This window comes from Georgenia sp. TF02-10, from assembly GCF_022759505.1.
GTDB lineage: Bacteria > Actinomycetota > Actinomycetes > Actinomycetales > Actinomycetaceae > TF02-10.
Window position 1 is genome coordinate 540,484 of sequence record NZ_CP094289.1, and the last position, 19,718, is coordinate 560,201.

General features: G+C 74.9%; 16 protein-coding genes and 1 tRNA gene. 10 read left to right on the plus strand and 7 right to left on the minus strand.

The features are described from left to right. The first annotated feature begins 128 nt into the window (after nt 1–128). The 3 genes from MF406_RS02430 to MF406_RS02440 all read left to right on the plus strand — a co-directional run bounded on the left by MF406_RS02430 (nt 129) and on the right by MF406_RS02440 (nt 3,143). Nucleotides 129–201 (plus strand) — tRNA-Arg (locus tag MF406_RS02430). A 266-nt stretch (nt 202–467) separates the two neighbouring features. After that, nucleotides 468–2,027: a DASS family sodium-coupled anion symporter gene (locus MF406_RS02435; protein WP_242896436.1), complete on the plus strand. Its 1,560-nt coding sequence runs from the start codon at nt 468–470 to the stop codon at nt 2,025–2,027. A gap of 93 nt (nt 2,028–2,120) precedes the next feature. Continuing rightward, the gene (locus MF406_RS02440; protein ID WP_242896437.1) at nt 2,121–3,143 is read left to right on the plus strand and encodes an endo alpha-1,4 polygalactosaminidase; all 1,023 of its coding nucleotides are present in this window, start codon (nt 2,121–2,123) and stop codon (nt 3,141–3,143) included. A gap of 18 nt (nt 3,144–3,161) precedes the next feature. On the opposite strand, the gene MF406_RS02445 is transcribed toward MF406_RS02440, so the two are convergent. Continuing rightward, nucleotides 3,162–3,626 (minus strand): hypothetical protein, encoded by a 465-nt coding sequence (locus MF406_RS02445; RefSeq protein ID WP_242896438.1) that lies wholly within the window; start codon nt 3,624–3,626, stop codon nt 3,162–3,164. Between the two features lie 255 nt (nt 3,627–3,881). Here MF406_RS02445 and MF406_RS02450 point away from each other — a divergent pair, with 255 nt between their 5' ends. Continuing rightward, on the plus strand, nt 3,882–4,226 hold the full coding sequence (locus tag MF406_RS02450) for a DUF488 domain-containing protein (RefSeq protein WP_242896439.1): 345 nt from the start codon (nt 3,882–3,884) through the stop codon (nt 4,224–4,226). Here the strand turns inward: MF406_RS02450 and MF406_RS02455 are convergent. From MF406_RS02455 to MF406_RS02475, 5 genes are all read right to left on the minus strand, one after another. Continuing rightward, nucleotides 4,223–4,480: a hypothetical protein gene (locus MF406_RS02455; RefSeq protein ID WP_242896440.1), complete on the minus strand. Its 258-nt coding sequence runs from the start codon at nt 4,478–4,480 to the stop codon at nt 4,223–4,225. The two genes, MF406_RS02450 and MF406_RS02455, sit on opposite strands and share 4 nt — an antisense overlap. A gap of 233 nt (nt 4,481–4,713) precedes the next feature. Then, nucleotides 4,714–5,802, minus strand: a complete 1,089-nt coding sequence (locus MF406_RS02460; RefSeq protein WP_242896441.1) for a sulfate/molybdate ABC transporter ATP-binding protein — start codon at nt 5,800–5,802, stop codon at nt 4,714–4,716. 116 nt (nt 5,803–5,918) lie between these two features. Continuing rightward, nucleotides 5,919–6,659 (minus strand): ABC transporter permease, encoded by a 741-nt coding sequence (locus MF406_RS02465; protein WP_242896442.1) that lies wholly within the window; start codon nt 6,657–6,659, stop codon nt 5,919–5,921. A gap of 143 nt (nt 6,660–6,802) precedes the next feature. Then, on the minus strand, nt 6,803–7,738 hold the full coding sequence (gene modA, locus MF406_RS02470; protein WP_242896443.1) for a molybdate ABC transporter substrate-binding protein: 936 nt from the start codon (nt 7,736–7,738) through the stop codon (nt 6,803–6,805). Between the two features lie 35 nt (nt 7,739–7,773). After that, complete coding sequence (locus tag MF406_RS02475; RefSeq protein WP_242896444.1) at nt 7,774–8,184, minus strand: molybdopterin-binding protein; 411 nt, start codon at nt 8,182–8,184, stop codon at nt 7,774–7,776. 162 nt (nt 8,185–8,346) lie between these two features. On the opposite strand from MF406_RS02475, the gene MF406_RS02480 reads away from it, so the two are divergent. The 5 genes from MF406_RS02480 (at nt 8,347) to gnpA (ending at nt 17,840) form a co-directional block, all read left to right on the plus strand. Continuing rightward, nucleotides 8,347–9,798 carry a DUF3375 domain-containing protein gene (locus MF406_RS02480; RefSeq protein WP_242896445.1) on the plus strand — a complete coding sequence of 484 codons (1,452 nt, stop codon included), beginning with the start codon at nt 8,347–8,349 and terminating at the stop codon, nt 9,796–9,798. Then, nucleotides 9,795–10,724 (plus strand): DUF4194 domain-containing protein, encoded by a 930-nt coding sequence (locus MF406_RS02485; protein ID WP_242896446.1) that lies wholly within the window; start codon nt 9,795–9,797, stop codon nt 10,722–10,724. The genes MF406_RS02480 and MF406_RS02485 overlap by 4 nt, the downstream gene beginning before the upstream one ends. Beyond that, entirely contained in the window at nt 10,721–14,209 is a 3,489-nt protein-coding gene (locus MF406_RS02490) for an ATP-binding protein (RefSeq protein ID WP_242896447.1), read from the plus strand. The genes MF406_RS02485 and MF406_RS02490 overlap by 4 nt, the downstream gene beginning before the upstream one ends. Before the next feature lie 13 nt (nt 14,210–14,222). Next, nucleotides 14,223–15,446 (plus strand): Wadjet anti-phage system protein JetD domain-containing protein, encoded by a 1,224-nt coding sequence (locus tag MF406_RS02495; RefSeq protein WP_242896448.1) that lies wholly within the window; start codon nt 14,223–14,225, stop codon nt 15,444–15,446. A 234-nt stretch (nt 15,447–15,680) separates the two neighbouring features. Then, entirely contained in the window at nt 15,681–17,840 is a 2,160-nt protein-coding gene (gene gnpA, locus MF406_RS02500; protein WP_242896449.1) for a 1,3-beta-galactosyl-N-acetylhexosamine phosphorylase, read from the plus strand. Nucleotides 17,841–17,849: 9 nt separating this feature from the next. Here the strand turns inward: gnpA and MF406_RS02505 are convergent, their stop codons facing one another. Further along, the gene (locus tag MF406_RS02505) at nt 17,850–18,632 is read right to left on the minus strand and encodes a DeoR/GlpR family DNA-binding transcription regulator (RefSeq protein WP_242896450.1); all 783 of its coding nucleotides are present in this window, start codon (nt 18,630–18,632) and stop codon (nt 17,850–17,852) included. Between the two features lie 199 nt (nt 18,633–18,831). Between MF406_RS02505 and MF406_RS02510 the strand changes: the two genes are divergently transcribed. Next, nucleotides 18,832–19,716, plus strand: coding sequence for an SIS domain-containing protein (locus tag MF406_RS02510; RefSeq protein ID WP_242896451.1), 885 nt, complete (start codon nt 18,832–18,834; stop codon nt 19,714–19,716). Nucleotides 19,717–19,718 lie beyond the last annotated feature (2 nt).

Consider the following 19,718-nt stretch of genomic DNA (forward strand, 5'->3'; position numbering starts at 1 on the left):
CGGCGGGCGGACGGGGGAGCGACGGTGGGCGCCGTCGCCGAGCCTCGGCCGGTGAGCACGCTCACGGGGAGGTCGTTTGTCGGGGTCGGAAGCCGCGCGGTAGAGTCGACGCTGGCCCTTGAGGCTGTGCGCCCGTAGCTCAATGGATAGAGCATCTGACTACGGATCAGAAGGTTGGGGGTTCGAGTCCCTTCGGGCGCGCTGAGCAGGAGCGGTGCAACCCTTGAGGTTGCGCCGCTTTTCTCGTCTGTGGCCGTGGGTCAGGCCGAACTCACATACCCATCTACACACCCATCTCCCTCGTCTTGTCGCTCCCGACGGCTGCCCCTCGCGCGCGTCCGGGACTCCACGAGCTCGAGTACGACGTCGGGAAGCGCGAAGCTGCCCCCGGTTCGCCGGACCGCACCGGACCGAGTCGCTACGGTGATCGGCGTCACGAGACCCGGACCCGGAGGCAGGAGAGCGGCATGACCACGCCCGACATCCACGAGAGCACGTCGCAGGCGGAGGGGATGCGCGCGCCGGCCGTGGACCGCAAGGTCCGCAACCGGCGGCTGGTCGGGCTCTTCGGCGGGCTGGTGCTGGCCGTCGTCGTCTACCTCCTGATGCCCGGCCAGCTCGCCCCGGACCTCGCCGACGCCCTGGCCGAGAACGAGATCGAGACCAGCGCGCACGCGATCCGGGCGACCGCCGCGATCGCCGTCCTCATGGGCGTGTGGTGGATGACCGAGGCCATCCCGCTGGCGGCCACGGCGCTCGTGCCGCTCGTCGCGTTCCCGCTCCTGCGGGTCAGCACGTTCGGCGACACCGCCCCGCCCTACGCCTCGGGCACGATCTTCCTGTTCATGGGCGGGTTCATCCTCGCCCTGGCGCTGCAGCGCTGGAACCTGCACCGGCGCATCGCCCTGGTGACCGTGCTCGCCGTCGGCACCCGGCCCACCCGTCTGGTCGCTGGGTTCATGATCGCCACCGGCTTCATCTCGATGTGGGTGTCCAACACGGCCACCGCGGTGATGATGCTGCCCATCGGCCTGTCGGTGCTGACCCTGGTCGGCCAGCTGCGGCCGGGGCAGTCCACGGCGGGCTCGAACTTCGGCACCTCCCTCATGCTGGGGATCGCCTACGCCGCGTCCATCGGGTCCCTCGGCACCCTGATCGGCACGCCGCCGAACGCGCTGCTGCGCGGCTACCTGCAGGACAACCACGACATCACCATCGGCTTCGGGGAGTGGATGCTCTTCGGGGTGCCGCTGTCCGTCGTCTTCCTCGCGTTCTGCTGGTGGCTGCTGACCCACGTGCTGTACAAGCCGGAGATCAGCGAGCTGCCCGGCGGGCGGGCCGCCATCGAGGGCGAGCTGAAGAACCTCGGGCCGATGAGCGGCCCGGAGAAGACGGTCGGGCTGGTGTTCATCGCCGCCGCGCTCTCCTGGATCTTCCTGCCCACGCTGTTCCCGGACTCCGGCATCACCGACGAGCTCATCGCCATGGTCGTCGCGCTGGCGTGCTTCCTGCTGCCGGCCCGGCCGAAGGAGGGAGTGGCGCTCCTGGACTGGCAGAGCGCCAAGGAGCTGCCCTGGGACGTCCTGCTGCTCTTCGGCGGCGGCCTGGCCCTGTCCGCGCAGTTCACCAGCGCCGGCCTCAGCACCTGGATCGGCCAGCAGGCCGCCGCCCTGGACGTCCTCCCGGCGATCCTCATCGTCGTGGCGGTGACCGCGCTCGTCATCTTCCTCACCGAGCTGACCTCCAACACGGCGACGGCGGCCGCCTTCCTGCCGATCATCGGCGGGGTCGCGGTGGGCATGGGGCTGGACGTCATGCTGCTCGTCGTGCCGGTGGCGCTGGCTGCCACGTGCGCGTTCATGCTGCCCGTGGCCACCCCGCCGAACGCCATCGCCTTCGGCTCCGGCTACATCAAGATGAGCCAGATGATCCGGGCGGGCCTGTGGCTCAACATCGTCGGCATCGTGCTCATCACCATCACCGTCCTCACGCTCGGGCAGTGGGTGCTCGGCATCGCGCTGGGCTGATCTCCCGGCCGCCGGGGCGATGCTCCGGCCCACGCCCGCGCCCGTGCCGACGACGACGGCCGGCGCTCCCGTGCTGCGTGTGACGATGGCCCGATGGGTGTCCGGCCGGTGCGCATCCGCCGCTCCACCCCTGACGACGGCGGCGGGTGCCGGCTTTGCGGCGGCCAGCGGCGGCGACGGCGAGCGTGCAACGAGCTCGTGCCGCACGGACGGGCCCTGGCCGCCGCGGCCGCGCTCTTCCTGGTGGCGGCCGGCTGCGCGGGCGCACCCGGTGCCCGGGCGCCCGGCACGGACGAGCCTGACCCGGGCGCATCCCAGCCAGCGGTCACCGGAGGGTCCGACACGGCGGGACTGGCAGGGTACGAGCTGCCGCCGACGAGCGGCACGTTCGACTACCAGCTCGGCGGCGCCTACGACGAGCTCGCCAGCAGCAACCGGCCGGTCGCCGTCGACGTCGTGGTCCGGGACTCGACGGCCGCCCCACTAGCCGGGGCCTACAGCGTCTGCTACGTCAACGGCTTCCAGACGCAGCCGGGCGAGGCGGAGCGGTGGCTGGGCGAGCACGAGGACCTGCTCCTGCACGACGCGTCGGGCACTCCCGTCAGCGACCCGGCGTGGCCCGACGAGTACGTGCTCGACCCATCTACCGAGGACCAGCGCGCCGGCATCCTCCGGATCCTCGGCCCGGTCGTCACGGGATGCGCCGACGCCGGGTTCGACGCGGTGGAGATCGACAACCTCGACACCTGGACCCGCTTCGACCAGATCGACGAGGAAGGGGCGCTGGCGCTCGCCCGCGCGTACGTGGACCTCGCCCACGGCGCGGGGCTCGCCGTCGCGCAGAAGAACGCCGCCGAGGTCGCGCGGCTCGCCGCGGACGACCTCGGGTTCGACTTCGCCGTCACCGAGGAGTGCGCGGTGTGGTCCGAGTGCGCCGCGTACACCGCCGTCTACGGGAACCACGTGCTCCAGGTCGAGTACCCGGACGCGCTCGCCGGGGCGGGGATGACCTTCCAGGGCGTGTGCGCGCTCGACGACCGGGCGCCGCTGACGATCCTCCGCGACCGCCGGCTCGTCGCTGCGGGGGAGCGCGGGTACGTCTACGAGGCCTGCTGATTCGACGTGCTCACGCGACTATTCAGGTAGCCGTTGAAGTGCGAGCGGTGGGCAGCGGAGCTGGCCCGTGGTGAAGCGGCCGGTGGGGTTGTCGAGCTGGACGATGACGTTGTGGCTCGCCCAGCCGGTCACGGTGCCGGTGGCGCCGTGGAGGTAGAGGGGGCGGACGTCGTGGTTGAGCATCACGCGGTCGCCGATCTGCAGGCGTGCGGCGGCCTGGTTGGAGGCCGTGCGTTGGCAGTCACGGTGACGCTGAGAGATGGCAGCCTGGAGGGTACCGAGGTGGTCGTCAAGGGCGCCGGTGGCGATCAGGCCGACGAGCAGCTGGATCTGCCCGCCTTCATTGCCCACCGGGTCGCCGGGACCGGGATCGCCAGCGGTCGGGACGGTCAGCTCGGCCGGGCTCTGCACCGGGCGCGGCGGGGCGTCGCTGGTTGTGCGGGGCCGGCTGGGACGGCGGCGCTTGTTCTTGGACTTGCTCACCGACCCAGGGTGCCCGAGCGCGCCGGGCCTGGGCCAGGGGGTGTGGGTAAGGGCGCCGGACCGGCCGCAGCGCCCAGGGGCTGCCGGCGAAGAGTCGCGCAGCACGGTCCACTGGTTCTGGTGGTGCTTGCGGGTGGTGGAGAGGCAGGACCACAGCCGCAGGAAGCTCTGCGCATCGCCGGTCGAGCGCCATCCACCGGCCGACGGCGCCTCGCCCGCCGGCCGCGGCCGCGCCCTGCGTGCCACCATGGCGTGATGGGTGTTCGGCTGGCACGCGTCTATGACCCTGCCCCCGACGACGGCGGGTACCGGGTCCTCGTCGACCGGGTCTGGCCGCGGGGGGTACGGAAGGCGGACGCCCGGATCGACCGCTGGCTCAAGGAGGTCGGGCCGTCCACCGAGCTGCGGCGGTGGTTCGGGCACGACCCGGCACGCTTCGCCGAGTTCGCCGAGCGTTACCGGGCCGAGCTGGCCGGGAACCCGGCCTGGGACGAGCTCGAGCAGCTCGCCCGCGAGCACCCGGACCTGACGCTGGTCTACGGCGCGAAGGACGCCGAGCACAACCAGGCGGTCGTGCTCGCCGGGATGCTAAAAGGCTAGGCACTGGCACCGTAGCCCTGGCGAGCCGCCTCGCCGCTGGTGCCGATCGCCGCACCGACCTCGCGCCAGGACAGCCGCTGCTCGCGTGCCGCGCGCACCGCGTCAGCGAGGTCGCGCTCCGCCGCGTCCCGCCGCCAGGCGGCGAGCCTGACAGCCATCGCGGGCGGCAGCGCGGCATCCCGGTCACCGGGCTTCGGGTCGTAGCTCTCGAAGACGTCAGCCAACTCGTCAGCGCGAGCCTTGATGTCGTCCATGGAGCGTCGAGCCATAGGGATTCACCTCAGATGCTTGGAGCCGGCCTGGCGAATCGTGTGAGCGATGGCGATGAAGCCGTGCCGCTGGGCACTGTCCAAGATGATCGGCTCCGACCCCACGGCACAAGTGGGGTTGCCACAAGTAACCTTGTCAACCCTGCCGATACAGAGTGGCCTGACTGATCCCCGACCCAGCCGGTCTGTCGACCCAGCCCGTGCCGGGGACCCGCATCTCAGGCCGGGTAGACCGCCACCTCCGCCGCCTTCACCGCGAGAAGGACCCGCATGCCAGGCGCCAGGCCGAGCCCGGCCACCGACGTGGGCGTGATGTCGGCGGCGAGCCGGTGCCCGCCGTCGGTCACGGTCCGCACCCGGACGAGCTCGCCCTGCTGCTCCAGCCCGAGCACCGTCACCGGCACCGTGTTGCGGGGACTGCCACCGGGCGGGTCACGGTGGACGGAGACGGCACGCGGCGCGACCGAGGCCGCCACCGCCGCCCCCGCCCGGCAGGCGGGGTCGACCAGGCCGTGCAGGACCAGCTCGGGTCCCGCCGTCGGCGTCCCCGCGCGGACGGGTGCCGCGGGCGGCACGATCACCGCGCCGTCGGGCCGGAGCCGGCCGGGCAGGAGGTTCACCCCGGCCAGGGACGCGGCGAACCCGGACCGCGGGCGGGTGAGCACCTCCAGCGTCGACCCCTCCTCGACCACCGCGCCGTGCTCCAGGACGACGACGGCGTCGGCCACGGCCAGGACGTCGAGCAGGTCGTGGGTCACCAGGACCGCGGTGCGGCGGGCCGCCCGCAGCACCTCCCGGAGGAGCTGGCGCATGGCGGCGGCGGCCTCGACGTCCAGCGCCGAGAGGGGCTCGTCCAGCAGGACCACCGCCGGGTCCGGGGCCAGGGCGCGGGCCAGCGCGACCCGCTGGGCCTGCCCGCCGGAGAGCTGGCCCGGCCGCCGCCCGGCCAGCTCGGCCGCGCCGACCTGCGCCAGCCGCTCCCGGGCCAGCGCGGCGGCGGCCCGGCGCCCCGCACCGGTGGCGCGCGGCCCGAACGCGACGTTCTCCAGCGCGGTCAGGTGGGGGAACAGCAGCGGCTCCTGGGCCAGCAGCGAGACCCGCCGGCCGTGCGGCGGCAACCAGGTCCGGGCGTCGGCCACCACCCGGCCGGCGATCGTCACCGCCCCGGCCGTCGGGCGGAGGAGCCCGGCCGCCAGCGCCAGCAGCGTGGACTTGCCGGCCCCGTTCGCGCCGAGCACGCCGAGGACCTGCCCGGCGGGGAGGTCGACGTCCAGCCGGACGTCACGGTCGGCGACGGCCGCGTGCACCGCCAGGCCGGTGCCCCGGCCGTCAGGGGGCGGACCATCAGGGGACGGACCATCAGGGGACGGGGCCGCGGGGCCCGACGGCCCGGTGCGCACGCCCGTCCGGCCCGGCGGCTCGGTCATCGGACCGCCGCCGCCCGACCGCGCTGCGTCATCAGCACCATGACGGCGGCGACGGCGATGAGGAGGACGGACAGGGCGAGCGCGGCATCGGGGTCGGTCTCGCGCTGGAGGTAGATCTCCAGCGGCAGGGTCCGGGTGACGCCCTGCAGCGAGCCGGCGAACGTCAGCGTGGCGCCGAACTCCCCGAGCGCCCGGGCGAAGGCCAGCGCGGTGCCCGACGCCAGCGCCGGCGCGAGCAGCGGGAGGGTGACGCGCCGCAGCACGGTGGTGGGCCGGGCCCCGAGGGTGGCCGCGACCTCCTCGTGCCGCCGGCCGGCCGTGCGGACCGCCCCCTCGAGGGAGATGACGAGGAACGGCAGGGAGACGAAGGTCTGGGCCAGGACCACGGCCGCCGTCGTGAACGCGATGTCGATCCCGAGGGCCTCCAGGTGCCCGCCGAGCAGGCCGCGCCGGCCCAGCGTGGTCAGCAGCGCGAGGCCGGAGACGACCGGGGGCAGCACCAGCGGCAGCAGGACGAGCGTGCGGAGCACCCGCCGGCCCGGCAGCCGGGTGCGGGCCAGGACCAGGGCCAGGGGCACCCCGAGGACGACGACGAGGACGGTCGCCGCGGCGGAGGTCCGCAGGCTCAGGGCCAGCGCGGCGAGGGACGCCTCGGAGGTGAGGAGCGCGGGCAGCCGCGTCCACGGGACGCGGGCCAGCATCCCGAGCACCGGCACGGCCAGGAGCAGCAGACCCATCGTGGCGGGCAGGAAGACCCAGCGGGGCAGGCCGGCGCCGGGACCCGTCGCCCGTTGCCCGGTCGCCCGGTGCCCGGGCGCCCGGGGACCGGCTGCCCGCGCGGCCGCCGGCGGCGGCCCGGTGCCCTCCGGACCCGGCCCGGTCATGGCAGCCGGAACCCGGCGTCGGCCAGGACCTGGCGGCCCTGCTCGCCGGTGACCGTCTCGACCCAGAGCCGGGCGAGGCCGGGGTCTTCGGCGTCGGCCAGGACGGCGAGCGGGTACCGGTTGACCACCTCGGCGGCGCCGGGGACCGCGATGACCTCGACCGCGTCCCCGGCCGCCGTGGCGTCGGTGGTGTAGACGAGGCCGGCGTCGGCCTGGCCGGCGGTGACCTTGCCGAGCACGTCGGTGACGCTGGACTCCTCGCTCACCGGTGCCAGCGTGACGCCCGCGCGGTCGGCGAGCTGGGCGGTGGCCGCCCCGCAGGGCACCTGCGGCGCGCACACGACCAGGTGGGCCTCGTCGAGGCTGGCGTCCAGGCCGGTGACGCCCGCCGGGTTGCCCGGCGGCACCACCAGGGTCAGCACGTTCTCGGCGAAGATCGTCGGCTCGGCGGCGACCACGCCCGCGGCGACGGCGTCCGCCATGGTGGTTTCGTCGGCGGTGGCGAGGACGTCGGCCGGCGCGCCGGCGCCAACCTGCGCGACCAGGTCCGCGGAGCCGGCGAAGGAGAACGTGACGCGCACCCCGGGGTGCTGCGCCTCCAGCGTCTCGGCGATGTCCGTGAACACCCGGGTCAGCGAGGCCGCGGCGAAGACCGTGAGCTCGCCCGACGGCGACTCTCCGGCTGCCTCGGTTGCGGTGCCCGCGGGGGTGCCCGCCGTCCAGTCGGCCGCGCCCGTGCCCGGGTCTGCCGCCGACCCCCCGCACGCCGCGAGGGCGGGGAGCAGGGCCAGGGCCGCCGCGGCGACGAGCCGGCCGCGGACGAGGCGGCGGCCGCTGGTGCTGGTGCTGGTGCTGGTACCGGTGCGGGACATGGCGCCGGGCGGACCGACTGTGGTGGCGGGGCCGGCGCCGGCCGCGGAGGGGGTAGCCATGTCGGTGGCGGTGGCCGAGGGGTGGCTGCCGTCCATCAGGACCCCCGCGGCGGCGTCTCGACGATGACGTTGGTGGCCTTGACCACCGCCGTGGCGAGGCTGCCCGGCTCGAGGCCGAGCTCGGCCGCGGCCTCGCTGCTCATCAGCGAGACGACCCGGTACGGCCCGCACTGGAGCTCCACCTGGGCCATCACCGTGTCGGTGACGACGCGAGTGACGAGCCCGGTGAACCGGTTCCGGGCCGAGCGGCCCACGCCGTCGGCCGCCGGCGCGGCGGCCCGGGCGGCCAGCCGCTGGGCGTGCGCGGCGAGGTCGGCGCCGTCGACCACCTTCCGGCCCGACCCGTCGGTGGTCGACTCCAGCGTGCCCTCGTCCACCCACCGGCGGACGGTGTCGTCGCTGACCCCGAGGAGCCGGCCCGCCTCGCGGATCCGATACTGCGGCATAGCAGGAAGCATAGAGCCGCACGCGCGGCGGTCGAGCCCGATAAGCACCCGGACCGCGGAGAGGCCAGAGAGCGCGCCCCGCACGGCCGGGCCGACGCGGCGGCACGGCCATGCCGTCGCGGCGGCACGGCCGTGTCGGTCCCAGCCCATAGAGTCGTGCGGGTGAGCGTGCTGCACAGCGCGCTGGCCGCGCAGCGGCTGATCGCGGAGAGCCCGGCCTGGTCGCTGCTGCGCGCCCAGCACGCCGGACCCATGGTTGCCATCCTCGGCGCGCACCTGGCGGGCGAGGACAAGCGCCTGCCCGCCCCGGTGCTCTTCGAGCGGGTGGAGGAGGACCTGGCGTTGCTGCGCGACCACGGCCTGGACCTCCCGCAGACCGCCCAGGCCTACTGCGCCGCCTGGCGCGAGGCCGGCTTCCTCATCCGCCGCGCCGCCGAGGGCGCCCGGGACGAGACCTTCGAGCTGTCCGAGGGCGCGCTGACCGCCATCCGGTTCGTCAACCAGCTCGCCGCACCCCGCCAGAGCGTCACCGAGTCCCGGCTGTCCCTCATCCTCGAGCGGGTCCGGGCCCTCGCCGTCGAGACCGACCCCGACGCCACCTCCCGGCTCGCCGCGCTCCGGGAGCAGCGGGACCGCCTGGACGCCGAGATCGAGCGGGTGGCCGCCGGGGACTTCGAGGTGCTGCCCGCCGACCGGGCCATGGAGCGGGTGCTGGACATCCTCGGGCTGGCCGCGGAGATCCCGGCGGACTTCGCCCGGGTGCGGGCCGAGATGGAGCAGATCAACCGGTCGTTGCGGGAGCGGCTGATCGAGCAGGCCGAGACCCGCGGCGCGGTGCTGGAGGACATCTTCCGCGGCGTGGACCACCTCGCCGAGTCCGACGCCGGCCGCAGCTTCAACGGGTTCTACTCCCTGGTCCTGGACGCGGAGCGGGCGACGGCGTTCGAGGACGACGTCGCCAACGTCCTGGAGCGGGCCTTCGCCGACGGGCTCACAGCCGAGCAGGCCCGGGTGCTGCGCCGGATGCTGCCCGCCCTGCAGGACAGCAGCGGCGAGATCCACGACGTCATGACGGCGTTCAGCCGGTCCCTGCGCCGGTTCGTGCAGAGCCAGCAGTTCCAGGAGGACCGCCGGATCAACACCCTGCTGCGCCAGGCGCTGGGCGAGGCCATGCGGCTGTCCGAGGAGGTCCCGCCCTTCCGCCGCACCTCCCTGACCCTGGACCTCAGCGCGGTGCCGCTGGACTCCGTCGCCGTGCTGCGCCCGCACAACCCGGCCGACTCCGAGACCGTCGAGGACGTCACCGCCCGGGAAGCCCCGCCGGTCGACGTCGCCCGGCTCCGCGAGCTCGCCCGCGCCTCGGAGATCGACCTCAAGGAGCTCACCCGCAACGTCAACGACGTGCTCCGGCGCCGCGGTCCGGTCACCATCGGGGAGGTCCTCGCCGAGCACCCCGCCACCCAGGGGGTGGCCAGCGTCGTCGGGCTGCTGGTGCTGGCCGAGCAGCACGGCGCGGCGCTGACCGGCGCCGAGACCGTGCGGTGGGTTTCCGGCACCGGGGTGCCGCGCGTCGGGTCCGTCCCGCTGCACCTGTTCGAGGAGGCGGTTCCGTGACCGAGACCGACGGCGCCGACGTCACCGACGCGGGCCTCACCGGTCCCGGCCTCACCGACGCCGGCGAGGGCGTCCTCGCCGATCAGGCACCGGCCGACGGCGGCCTGTGGCCCGGTGACACCGGGACGCTGCGGGAGCCCTCGCGCCGCGCCCTCGTCCAGCTGCTCCGCGGGCCCTACGTCTCCGCCGACCGGCAGGGCCACCTGTGGCGCGCCGTCCTGAACGACGAGGCGGCCATCCGCTCCCGCCTCGCCGACGTCTTCCTCGACCTCGTCGTCGACACCGAGGCGCAGGTGGCGTTCGTCCGCAACGCCGACACCGGCGGCCTCGACGCCCCGCGGGTGGTCCGGTCCGCGCCGATGACGTTCATGGACACCGCGCTGGTGCTGCACCTGCGCCAGCTGCTGCTCCAGTCCGCCGGGAGCGAGCGGGTCATCGTCGGCCAGGACGAGGTCAGCGACCAGCTCCAGGTCTACCGCGGCCGGGACAACGCCGACCCGGCCATGTTCGGCAAGCGGATCAACGCCTCCTGGCGCAAGCTCGAGCAGTACGGCATCCTCGCCCGGACCAGCACCGAGGGGCGCTACGAGATCTCCCCGGTCCTGCGGCTGGTCTTCGGCGCCGAGGAGATCGCCGCCGTCCAGGCCGAGTACGCGCGGCTGGCCGACGGCGGCCGAACCCCGGGCAGCACCGGGTCACCGGCCGGGCCGACCACCGACGACGCCGCGGGCGACGACGGCGGGGTCGACCCTGGCACCGACGACGTCGCGAGCGACGGCGTCCGGTCGGCTGTCACGGGCGCGGCGATCGGCGATGTCGGTGGCACGTCCCATGATGGGCCGAGACCGGCACCGGACGAGGACGGGACGCCGGCACCGGGCGAGGACGGGACGCCGGTTCCCGGCGAGGACGAGGGAGAGACGTGAGCACCGACGTCGTGGAGCACCCGGGCCAGTGGCGGCTGGACCGCATCGAGCTGGTCAACTGGGGCACGTTCGACGGCCACCACCGCCTCGACCTCGCCCGCAAGGGCTTCCTGCTCACCGGCGCCTCCGGGTCGGGCAAGTCCTCCCTGGTCGACGCCGTCGCCGCCGTCCTCGTCCCGCGCGGCAAGCTCCGGTTCAACGCCGCCGCGGCCGACGGCGCGAGCCGGCGGGCGGACCGGACCACCGCCAGCTACGTCCGCGGGGCATGGCGGCGCCAGGCGGACGAGGAGACCGGCGAGATCGTCAGCGAGTACCTCCGCCCGGGCGCCACCTGGAGCGGGATCCTGCTGCGCTACGCCGACGGCCGTGGACGGACGGTGAGCCTGGTCAAGCTCTACCACCTGCGCCGCGGGGCGAACACGCCGGCCGAGGCCACCGAGCTGAACGTGCTGCTCCAGGAGGACGTCGACCTCCTGGACTTCCAGGCCTTCGCCCGCAACGGGCTGGACGTGCGCCGGATCAAGGCGCACTGGCCGCAGGCCACGGTCACCGACAAGCACTCCACCTTCGCCGCCCGGTTCTGCCGGATCCTGGGGATCGCCGGGGAGAACGCCCTGGTCCTGCTGCACAAGACCCAGTCCGCCAAGAGCCTGGAGAACCTCGACGACCTCTTCCGCAGCTTCATGCTCGACGAGCCGCGCACCCGGAAGATGGCCGAGACCGCCGTCGAGCAGTTCGCCGAGCTCTCCCAGGCGCACACCCTCGTCGTCGAGGCGCGCCAGCAGGTCGACCACCTCGCCGCGCTCGAGCCGCAGGCCCGCGCCTACGACGAGCACATCGAAGCCGCCGCGGCCGCCGAGCGCCTCTCCGCCGCCCTGGAGCCGTTCAAGAACGCCTGGAAGCTCGACCTGGCCGAGCAGGAGCGCAGCACCGCCGAGTCCGAGCTGCGCACCGCCGAGCACGGCCTCGCTGCCGCCGAGGCCACCACCGCCGACGCCGACACCGCCCTGGACCAGGCCCGCCGGCTGGTCGCCGAGCGCGGCGGGGACGCCCTGGCGGTGCAGAAGAAGCAGGTCGAGCTCGACGCCCAGCACCTGGCCGCCGTGCGCAAGGGCCGGGCCGAGCTCGCCGAGGACCTGACCGCCGTCGGCATCGCCCTGCCGGAGACCTTCGCCGAGTACGAGGAGCTGCGGGCCACCGCCCGCACCGAGCTCGCCGGGCTGGCCCGCGCCCAGGACCAGGCCCGCGAGCAGGTCGGCGCCCTGTACGAGACCCGCGCCGAGGTCCAGACCCGGCTCGCCGCCGTCGCGGAGGAGCTGACCGCCCTCAAGGGCGTGCGGTCCAACCTCGACGCCCGCCTGCTGCAGGCCCGCCGCCTGGTCTGCCAGGAGACCGGCCTGACCCCCGCGACCCTGCCCTTCGCCGGCGAGCTGGTGCAGGTCCGGCCCGAGCACGCGGACTGGACCGGCGCCATCGAGCGCGTCCTGCGGCCGCTGGCCACCGTCATGCTCGTCCCGGCCGCGCACCGGGAGCGGGTCGCGGCCGCCGTCGACGGCGTCCACCTCGGGACCCGGCTCGTCTTCGAGGCCGTGCCCACCGAGGTCGAGCCGCCCCGCCCGGTCGCCGCCGAGACGTCGCTGGTCCACCGCGTCGAGGTCGCCCCCGGCCCGATGGCCGCCTGGCTGCACGCCACGCTCTCCCGCTCCTACGACTACGCCTGCGTCGCCGGCCCGGCCGAGCTGCACCGCCACGACCGCGCCGTGACCCGGGCCGGGCAGGTCAAGCGCGGCCGCGGCCGGTACGAGAAGGACGACCGGTTCCGGGTCGACGACCGGGCCCGGTGGGTGCTCGGCTTCGACAACGCCGACAAGGTGGAGCACTTCCTGGCCCGACGGAGGGCGGTGGAGGCCGAGCTGGCCGCCGTCGACAGGCGCCTGGCCGACGCCGAGCGCGCCCGGGTGGGCGCCCAGCGCCGGGCCGACGTGCTGCGCACGCTGGAGCGGCGCGGGTGGGCCGACCTGGACGTCGGCGCCGCCGAGGACGCCCTGCTCCGCAACCAGGCCCGGCTCGACGAGCTGCGCCTGGGCAACACCGACCTGCGCGCCGCCGAGGCCGCGGAGCACCGGGCCACCGCCGACCTCGCCGCCGCCAAGGAGGCGGAGCAGGCACGGCGCGGCGCCGTCGCCGAGGCCCGGGCCCGGCTCAACCAGATCGACCGGGTCCTCGCTGAGCTGCGGCCCGCCGTCGCCGACGGCGTCCCGCTCCCGCACCAGGAGGAGCTCGAGCGGCGCTTCCACGCCAGCAAGCACGCGCGCAGCATCACCCACCGCACGATCGACGACATCGCCGTCCGGGTGGCCAAGGGGCTGGCCGCCGAGCAGAAGGCCGCGACCGAGGCCGCCCAGGACGCCGAGAAGCGGATCCTGGAGATGGCCGGCGCCTTCCTGCGCCGGTGGCCCGCGCTGGCCGGCAACCTCACCGCGCACGTGGCGGACCGCGGCGGCTTCCTGCAGATCCTCGACCGGCTCCGGGCGGACCGGCTGCCAGAGTTCGAGCAGCGGTTCTTCGACCTGCTGGAGAGCCAGTCCCGGCGCAACGTCGGCCAGCTCGCCAGCGAGATCCGCCGCGCGCCGGGGGAGATCCGGGACCGCATCGCCCCGGTCAACACCTCGCTGCGCCGCTCCCGCTTCGACGTCGGCCGGTACCTGCAGATCCGGGTGACGGACAACCGCTCCGCGGCCGCCAAGGAGTTCCTCGCCGACCTGCAGACCATCGCCTCGGACTCCTGGCAGGACCACGACCGCGCCTCGGCCGAGGCGACCTACACCGTGCTCGCCCGGATCATGGGACGGCTGACCTCCTCGGAGAGCGGGGACCGCGCCTGGCAGGACCTGTGCCTGGACACCCGCCGGCACGTCCGCTTCACCGCCTACGAGGTGGACGAGGCCGGGGCGGTCGTCAGCGTGCACGACTCCGGCTCCGGCCTCTCCGGCGGGCAGAAGCAGAAGCTGGTGGTCTTCTGCCTCGCCGCGGCGCTGCGCTACCAGCTCGCGACCGACGGCGCCGAGGTGCCCAGCTACGGCACGGTCATCCTGGACGAGGCCTTCGACAAGGCCGATGCCACCTTCACCCGGATGGCGATGGACATCTTCGCCGAGTTCGGCTTCCACATGGTCCTCGCCACCCCGCTCAAGCTCCTCCAGACCCTGGAGGAGTACGTCGGCGGGATCGGGCTGGCGGTGTGCCGCGACCGGCAGCAGTCCACCGTCGGCGTGGTCTCCGTCGACGACGCGAGCCTGGTCACTGCGCTGGCCGAGGACGGGGTCGGCGCCGGCGCCGACGGCGCGAACGGCCGGAGCGGCGCGGACAGCCGCATCGGCGCTGCTGTCGGCGTCCAGGCCGACGGCGGCCGGCCCGGCGACGAGGGCCGCTCGCCCGACGGCGGGGGCGTCGTCGTCGACACCCTCCCGCTCGACCTGTCGTGAGGGGAACGCGGCCGTGAGGCGCGCGATGGTCACCGTGGCCGCCGCCCGGGAGGCGGCCCGCCGCAGGTACGACCGGCACGGCGCGGCCTGGGCCGTCGCCGCCGCCCTCGGTGAGCTCGACGGCGCGCCCGTGCTCGACCTCCCGCTGCACCCGCCCACCGAGGCCGACGCGCTCGCGGACGAGCGGTCGGCCGTCGCCTGGGTCCGGTCCTGGCGCGACGCCGGCGCCCCGGGCGTGCAGTGGGGACGGCGTCGCTGGGCGAGCGTCGGCGCGCAGGACGTCCCGGAACGCCTCCGGGTCACCGACCCGGCCGACGTCGCCCGGCTCGCCGGCCGGTCCCCGCACTGGCGGGTGCTCCGGGAGCGGACGGCGGCGCTCGTCGGCGAGTGGGCCGGGCCGGTGGGTGCGCTGGCGGGCGACGCCGCGCCGAGCGGCGCCGCGGCGGACGATGCCGCGGCGGGCGGTGTTGCGGCGAGCGCCGTGCCCACGGAGGTGCGCCGCCAGGCCCGCGCCCTCACCGACCTCGACGACGCCGACTTCTGGCGACTGCAGGAGGTGCTCCGCTGGCTCGTCGCCCACCCCGGCTCCGGGCTCTACGTCCGCCAGCTGCCGGTGCGCGGCGTCGACACCAAGTGGGTCGGGCACCACCGCGGCCTGGTCACCGGGCTGGTCGGGGCCATCACCGGCAGCACCGACCTGGGCCTGGCCCACCCGCCGGACCTGGTGCGCGTGCGCTTCCTCGACCCGGCCCTCGCCCCCGGCGGGCTGACCGACGTCGCCGCCCCGGTGGCGCAGCTCGACGCGCTGGGCATCGCGCCGCGCACGGTGCTGGTAGCGGAGAACCTGGAGTCGGTGGTGGCCCTGCCCCCGCTGCCCGGCGCGGTCGCCGTGCACGGCTCGGGCTACGCCGTCGAGCGGCTCGGCGAGATCTCCTGGGTGCGGGACGGGCGCGTCCTCTACTGGGGCGACCTGGACAGCCACGGCTTCGCCATCCTCGACCGGCTCCGCGGAGCCTGCCCGGCGGCGGTCTCGGTCCTGATGGACCGCGCCACCCTGGAGGCCCACCGGGACCTGTGGGTGCCCGAGCCCACGCCCAGCCGGGCCGACGTCGCCCGGCTCACCCCGGCCGAGGCGGAGGTCCTCGCCGTCCTGCGCGACGAGGGGGACGTGCGGCTGGAGCAGGAGCGGCTGGACTGGGCCACCTGCCTGGCCACGCTCCGCGCCGCGGCGGGTTGAGCGGCGGCGGGCCGAGCGGCGGCGGGCCGAGCGGGCGACGCCGGGACGCCGTCGTGAGGGACGGAAGCGCCGGGACGCCGTGAACCTCCCGAGGCTCCGCTGACGCCCAGGGCCATGGGGACCATCCTCAGGTACTAATGACAGAAGTTGATCGATCGCGTTGACTCTAGATCACGCTCATGCGTACGTTGCCGGAGTGCCGCCGTGCCGGCGGTCCGGTCCCGAGGGAGCCCCATGTCACGCGGTCGAGTCACCCTGCCCACCGAGGTCGGCGCCGAGCAGGCGTCCCTCGACCTGATCGCCCGGCTGGGCGCCGACGCGGTGCGCAACAGCGACGGCACCGAGCTGCCGGCCGGCGCCGCCGACATGGTGGAGAAGGTCTACGCGACCTACTTCGTCGCCCGGGGGGACCAGGAGTGGGCCCAGGCCCACCCCGACCAGCTCCAGCAGATCTACCTGCTCTCCGAGCGGGTCACCGCCACCGCCGAGGAGCTGACCATCGACCCGATGGCCGGCTACTTCGCCGAGCAGGTGCGCCCCGACGTCGAGCACGACCCGGCCGAGTGGTGGGAGGTCATCGACCGCACCACCGGCGCCGTCGTCCCGCCGGAGCGCTGGGCCGTCACCGCCGACGGCACCGTCCGGGTCACCGGCGCCACCCCCTGGCACGAGTACACCGTGACGTTCCTGGCCTGGCAGCTGTGGGACCCGACCCAGATGTACAACTACCTGACCAACCACTGGCAGGGCACCGGCCGGGCCAAGGAGATGCCCTACGACGCCCGCCACCCCGAGACGTGGGACCACATGGTGACGTCGCTGCGCACCTGGCTGGCCGCGCACCCGGAGGTCGACGTCGTCCGGTTCACCACGTTCTTCTACCACTTCACCCTCGTCTTCAACGACCGGGCCGAGGAGAAGCTCGTCGACTGGTTCGGTTACACCGCCTCGGTCTCCACCATCGCGCTGGATGCCTTCGCCGCGGAGCACGGGTACCGGCTGCGGCCGGAGGACCTGGTCGACGCCGGCTACCACAGCTCCCCGTTCCGGGTGCCGAGCAAGCCCTTCCGGGACTGGCTGGCGTTCCAGCAGCGGTTCGTCGCCGAGAAGGTGCGCGCCCTGGTCGCGGAGGTCCACGCCGCCGGCAAGGAGGCGATGATGTTCCTCGGCGACAACTGGATCGGCACCGAGCCGTACGGCGAGCACTTCGCCGGCCTCGGCCTTGACGCCGTCGTCGGCTCGGTCGGCAGCGCCGCCACCACCCGGATGATCAGCGACATCCCCGGCGTGCGGTACACCGAGGGCCGCCTCCTGCCCTACTTCTTCCCCGACGTCTTCCGGCCCGGCGGGGACCCGCTGGGGGAGGCCCGGCAGTGCTGGGTGGACGCCCGCCGCGCCATGCTGCGCAAGCCGCTGGACCGGATCGGCTACGGCGGGTACGTCTCGCTCGCCGCCCGGTTCCCCGACTTCCTCGACTACGCCGCCCAGGTCGCCGAGGAGTTCCGCACCCTGCACGACCGCGCCGCCGGCACCGCCCCGTGGACCGCGCCGGTGCGGGTGGCGGTGCTCAACCACTGGGGCCGGTTGCGCACCTGGCAGACGTTCATGGTCGCGCACGCCATGCACTACAAGCAGACCTACACCTACCTCGGCGCGATCGAGGCCCTGGCCGGGCTGCCGGTGGACGTCACCTTCCTCTCCTTCGCGGAGGTGATGACGGCCGGGGTGCCCGACGGCGTGGACGTGGTCCTCAACGCGGGCGCCGCCGGCACCGCGTTCTCCGGCGGGGAGGTCTGGGCCGACCCCCGCCTCACGACGGCGCTGCGCGCCTGGGTGCACGCCGGCGGCGGGCTCGTCGGCATCGGCGAGCCGTCCGCGCACCTGCGCGGCGGGCGCACCTTCCAGCTCGCGGACGTCCTCGGGGTGGACCAGGAGGTCGGCCTGTCGCTGAGCACCGACAAGTACGCCGAGCCGCGCCACGACGACCACTTCGTTACCGCCGACCTGCCCGGCGCCCCGGCCACCGGGGAGGGCGCCCGCAACGTCTACCCGACCGGACCGGCCACCCAGGTGCTGCGCTACGACGCGGAGGTGCAGGTAGCCACGCACGGCTACGGCGCCGGCCGCAGCGTCTACCTCGCCGGCCTGCCCTACACCCCCGACAACGCCCGGCTGCTGCACCGGGCCGTGCTCTGGGCCGCCGGGCACGAGCGGACGCCGGCGTGGTGGTCGGACAACCCGGCGGTGGACGTGGCCGCCTTCCCCGACGCCGGCTGCTGGGTGGCGGTGAACTCCACCCTCGAGCCGCAGTCGGCCCGGGTCACGCTGCCCGACGGCGAGGTGGCGACCGTCGCGCTCGGCGCGGCCGGCTCGGCCTGGGCGGACCTGGGCTGACGCGCGGGCTCAGGCCCGCACCACCTCGATGCCCGCGGCGTCGAACCGGTCGGCGAGGTCGGCGCCGACCGAGTCGTCGGTCAGCAGCACGTCGATGCCCTCCGGGCCGCAGATGCGGGCGAAGGCGCTGCGGCCCAGCTTGCTGGCGTCGGCGACGACGACCACCCGCCGGGCCCGCGCGGCGAGCTTGGCGTTGATGCTGGCCTCGCCCTCGTTGTGGGCGGCGGCGCCGGCGTCGGGGTCCACGGCGTCGACGCCGAGGAAGAGGGTGTCGATGGAGATCTCGCCGAGGATCAGCTCGGCGAGCGGCCCGATCAGCTCGAAGCTCTGCGTGCGGGCGACGCCGCCGGTCACCACCACCCGGACGTGCGGGCGGACCGTGAGCTCGTTGGCGATGTTCACCGCGTTGGTCACGACGACGACCGGCTGGTCCCGCGCCGCGGCCAGCTCCGGGCTGGTCGCCACCTCCCGGGCGACCTCGGTCGTCGTCGTCCCGCCGTTGAAGGCGATGACCTCCCCGGGGTGGACCATGGCGGCCGCCGCCCTGGCGATGCGGCCCTTCTCGGCGGCCCGGCGGGCGGTCTTGTACCGCAGCGGCAGGTCGGAGGACCCCGGGTGCGGCGCCGCGCCGCCGCGGGTCCGGGTGATCAGCTGCTGCTCGGCCAGGGCGTCGAGGTCGCGCCGCGCGGTCGCCGCCGAGACCCCCAGCTCGCTGATGATCTCGTCGATGTGCACGCCGTCGCGCGCCATCACGAGCTCGAGCAGGGCGTTCAGCCTGTCGTGGCGGTTCATCGCTTCCTCTCCGTCTGGTCGCAGGCTACCGGCCGGCCACCGAGGAGCCGGATACCCAGATCGAGGAGCGGCGGCGCGCGGACCGGCGCCGGGGGCACCCGGCCCGGCGGGGCCGGTGCGCCCGGCGACGGTTGACGGGTCATGATCTAAAGTGCATTGTTAGAGCGAGTAACACGCGGAAACGATCAGAGGAGATGCCGTGGGGCAGGAGACCAGCCGGGAGATCGCGTCGCAGCCGGAGACCTGGCGCCGAGCCGTCGCCCTGGCCCCGACGGTCGAGGGGCTGCCGCACGCCGGCGAGCGCGTCGCCGTCGTCGGCTGCGGCACCTCCTGGTTCATGGCACAGAGCTACGCCGTCCTGCGGGAGCAGAGCGGGCAGGGCCTCACCGACGCCTGGACCGCCACCGAGGTCCCCGCCGGGCGTGACTACGACCGCATCGTCGCGATCTCCCGCTCCGGGACCACGACGGAGATCACCCAGCTCCTCGCCGCGACAGCCGCCCCGTCGGTGCTCATCACCGCCGTCGCCGGCGGGCCGGCCGCCCAGCACGCCGACCACGAGATCGTCCTGCCCTTCGCCGACGAGCGTTCCGTGGTGCAGACCCGGTTCGCCACCTCCGCCCTGGTCCTGCTGCGCGCCAGCCTCGGGCAGGACCTCGCCCCCGCGGTGGCCGACGCCGAGCGGGCCCTGACCGCCGAGCTGCCCCCGGCGTGGGTCGCGGCGGACCAGATCACCTTCCTCGGCACCGGCTGGACGGTCGGGCTGGCGCACGAGGCGGCCCTGAAGCTCCGCGAGTCCTCCCAGTCCTGGACGGAGTCCTACCCGGCCATGGAGTACCGGCACGGGCCGATCGCCATCGCCCAGCCCGGCCGCCTGACCTGGGTCTTCGGCCCGGTCCCGGACGGGATGGCCGAGGAGGTGGCGCAGACCGGCGCCGAGCTTGTCACCGCCGACCTGGACCCGCTCGCCCACCTCGTCCTGCTGCACCGGCTCGCCGTCGCCCGCGCCGAGGCCCGCGGCCTGGACCCGGACCGGCCGCGCTCGCTCTCCCGCTCGGTCGTCCTCGCCGCCGAGGCCGGCTGACC

Bases quoted from the DNA above. Each gene is read 5' to 3' on its own strand.
- MF406_RS02465 (WP_242896442.1), bottom strand. From the start codon at position 6,659: ATGGGTCTGCTGCTCCTGGCCGTGCCGGTGCTCGGGATGCTGGCCCGC.
- MF406_RS02455 (WP_242896440.1), bottom strand. From the start codon at position 4,480: ATGGACGACATCAAGGCTCGCGCTGACGAGTTGGCTGACGTCTTCGAG.
- MF406_RS02505 (WP_242896450.1), bottom strand. From the start codon at position 18,632: ATGAACCGCCACGACAGGCTGAACGCCCTGCTCGAGCTCGTGATGGCG.
- gnpA (WP_242896449.1), top strand. From the start codon at position 15,681: ATGTCACGCGGTCGAGTCACCCTGCCCACCGAGGTCGGCGCCGAGCAG.
- MF406_RS02450 (WP_242896439.1), top strand. From the start codon at position 3,882: ATGGGTGTTCGGCTGGCACGCGTCTATGACCCTGCCCCCGACGACGGC.
- MF406_RS02475 (WP_242896444.1), bottom strand. From the start codon at position 8,184: ATGCCGCAGTATCGGATCCGCGAGGCGGGCCGGCTCCTCGGGGTCAGC.
- MF406_RS02440 (WP_242896437.1), top strand. From the start codon at position 2,121: ATGGGTGTCCGGCCGGTGCGCATCCGCCGCTCCACCCCTGACGACGGC.
- modA (WP_242896443.1), bottom strand. From the start codon at position 7,738: ATGGCTACCCCCTCCGCGGCCGGCGCCGGCCCCGCCACCACAGTCGGT.
- MF406_RS02435 (WP_242896436.1), top strand. From the start codon at position 468: ATGACCACGCCCGACATCCACGAGAGCACGTCGCAGGCGGAGGGGATG.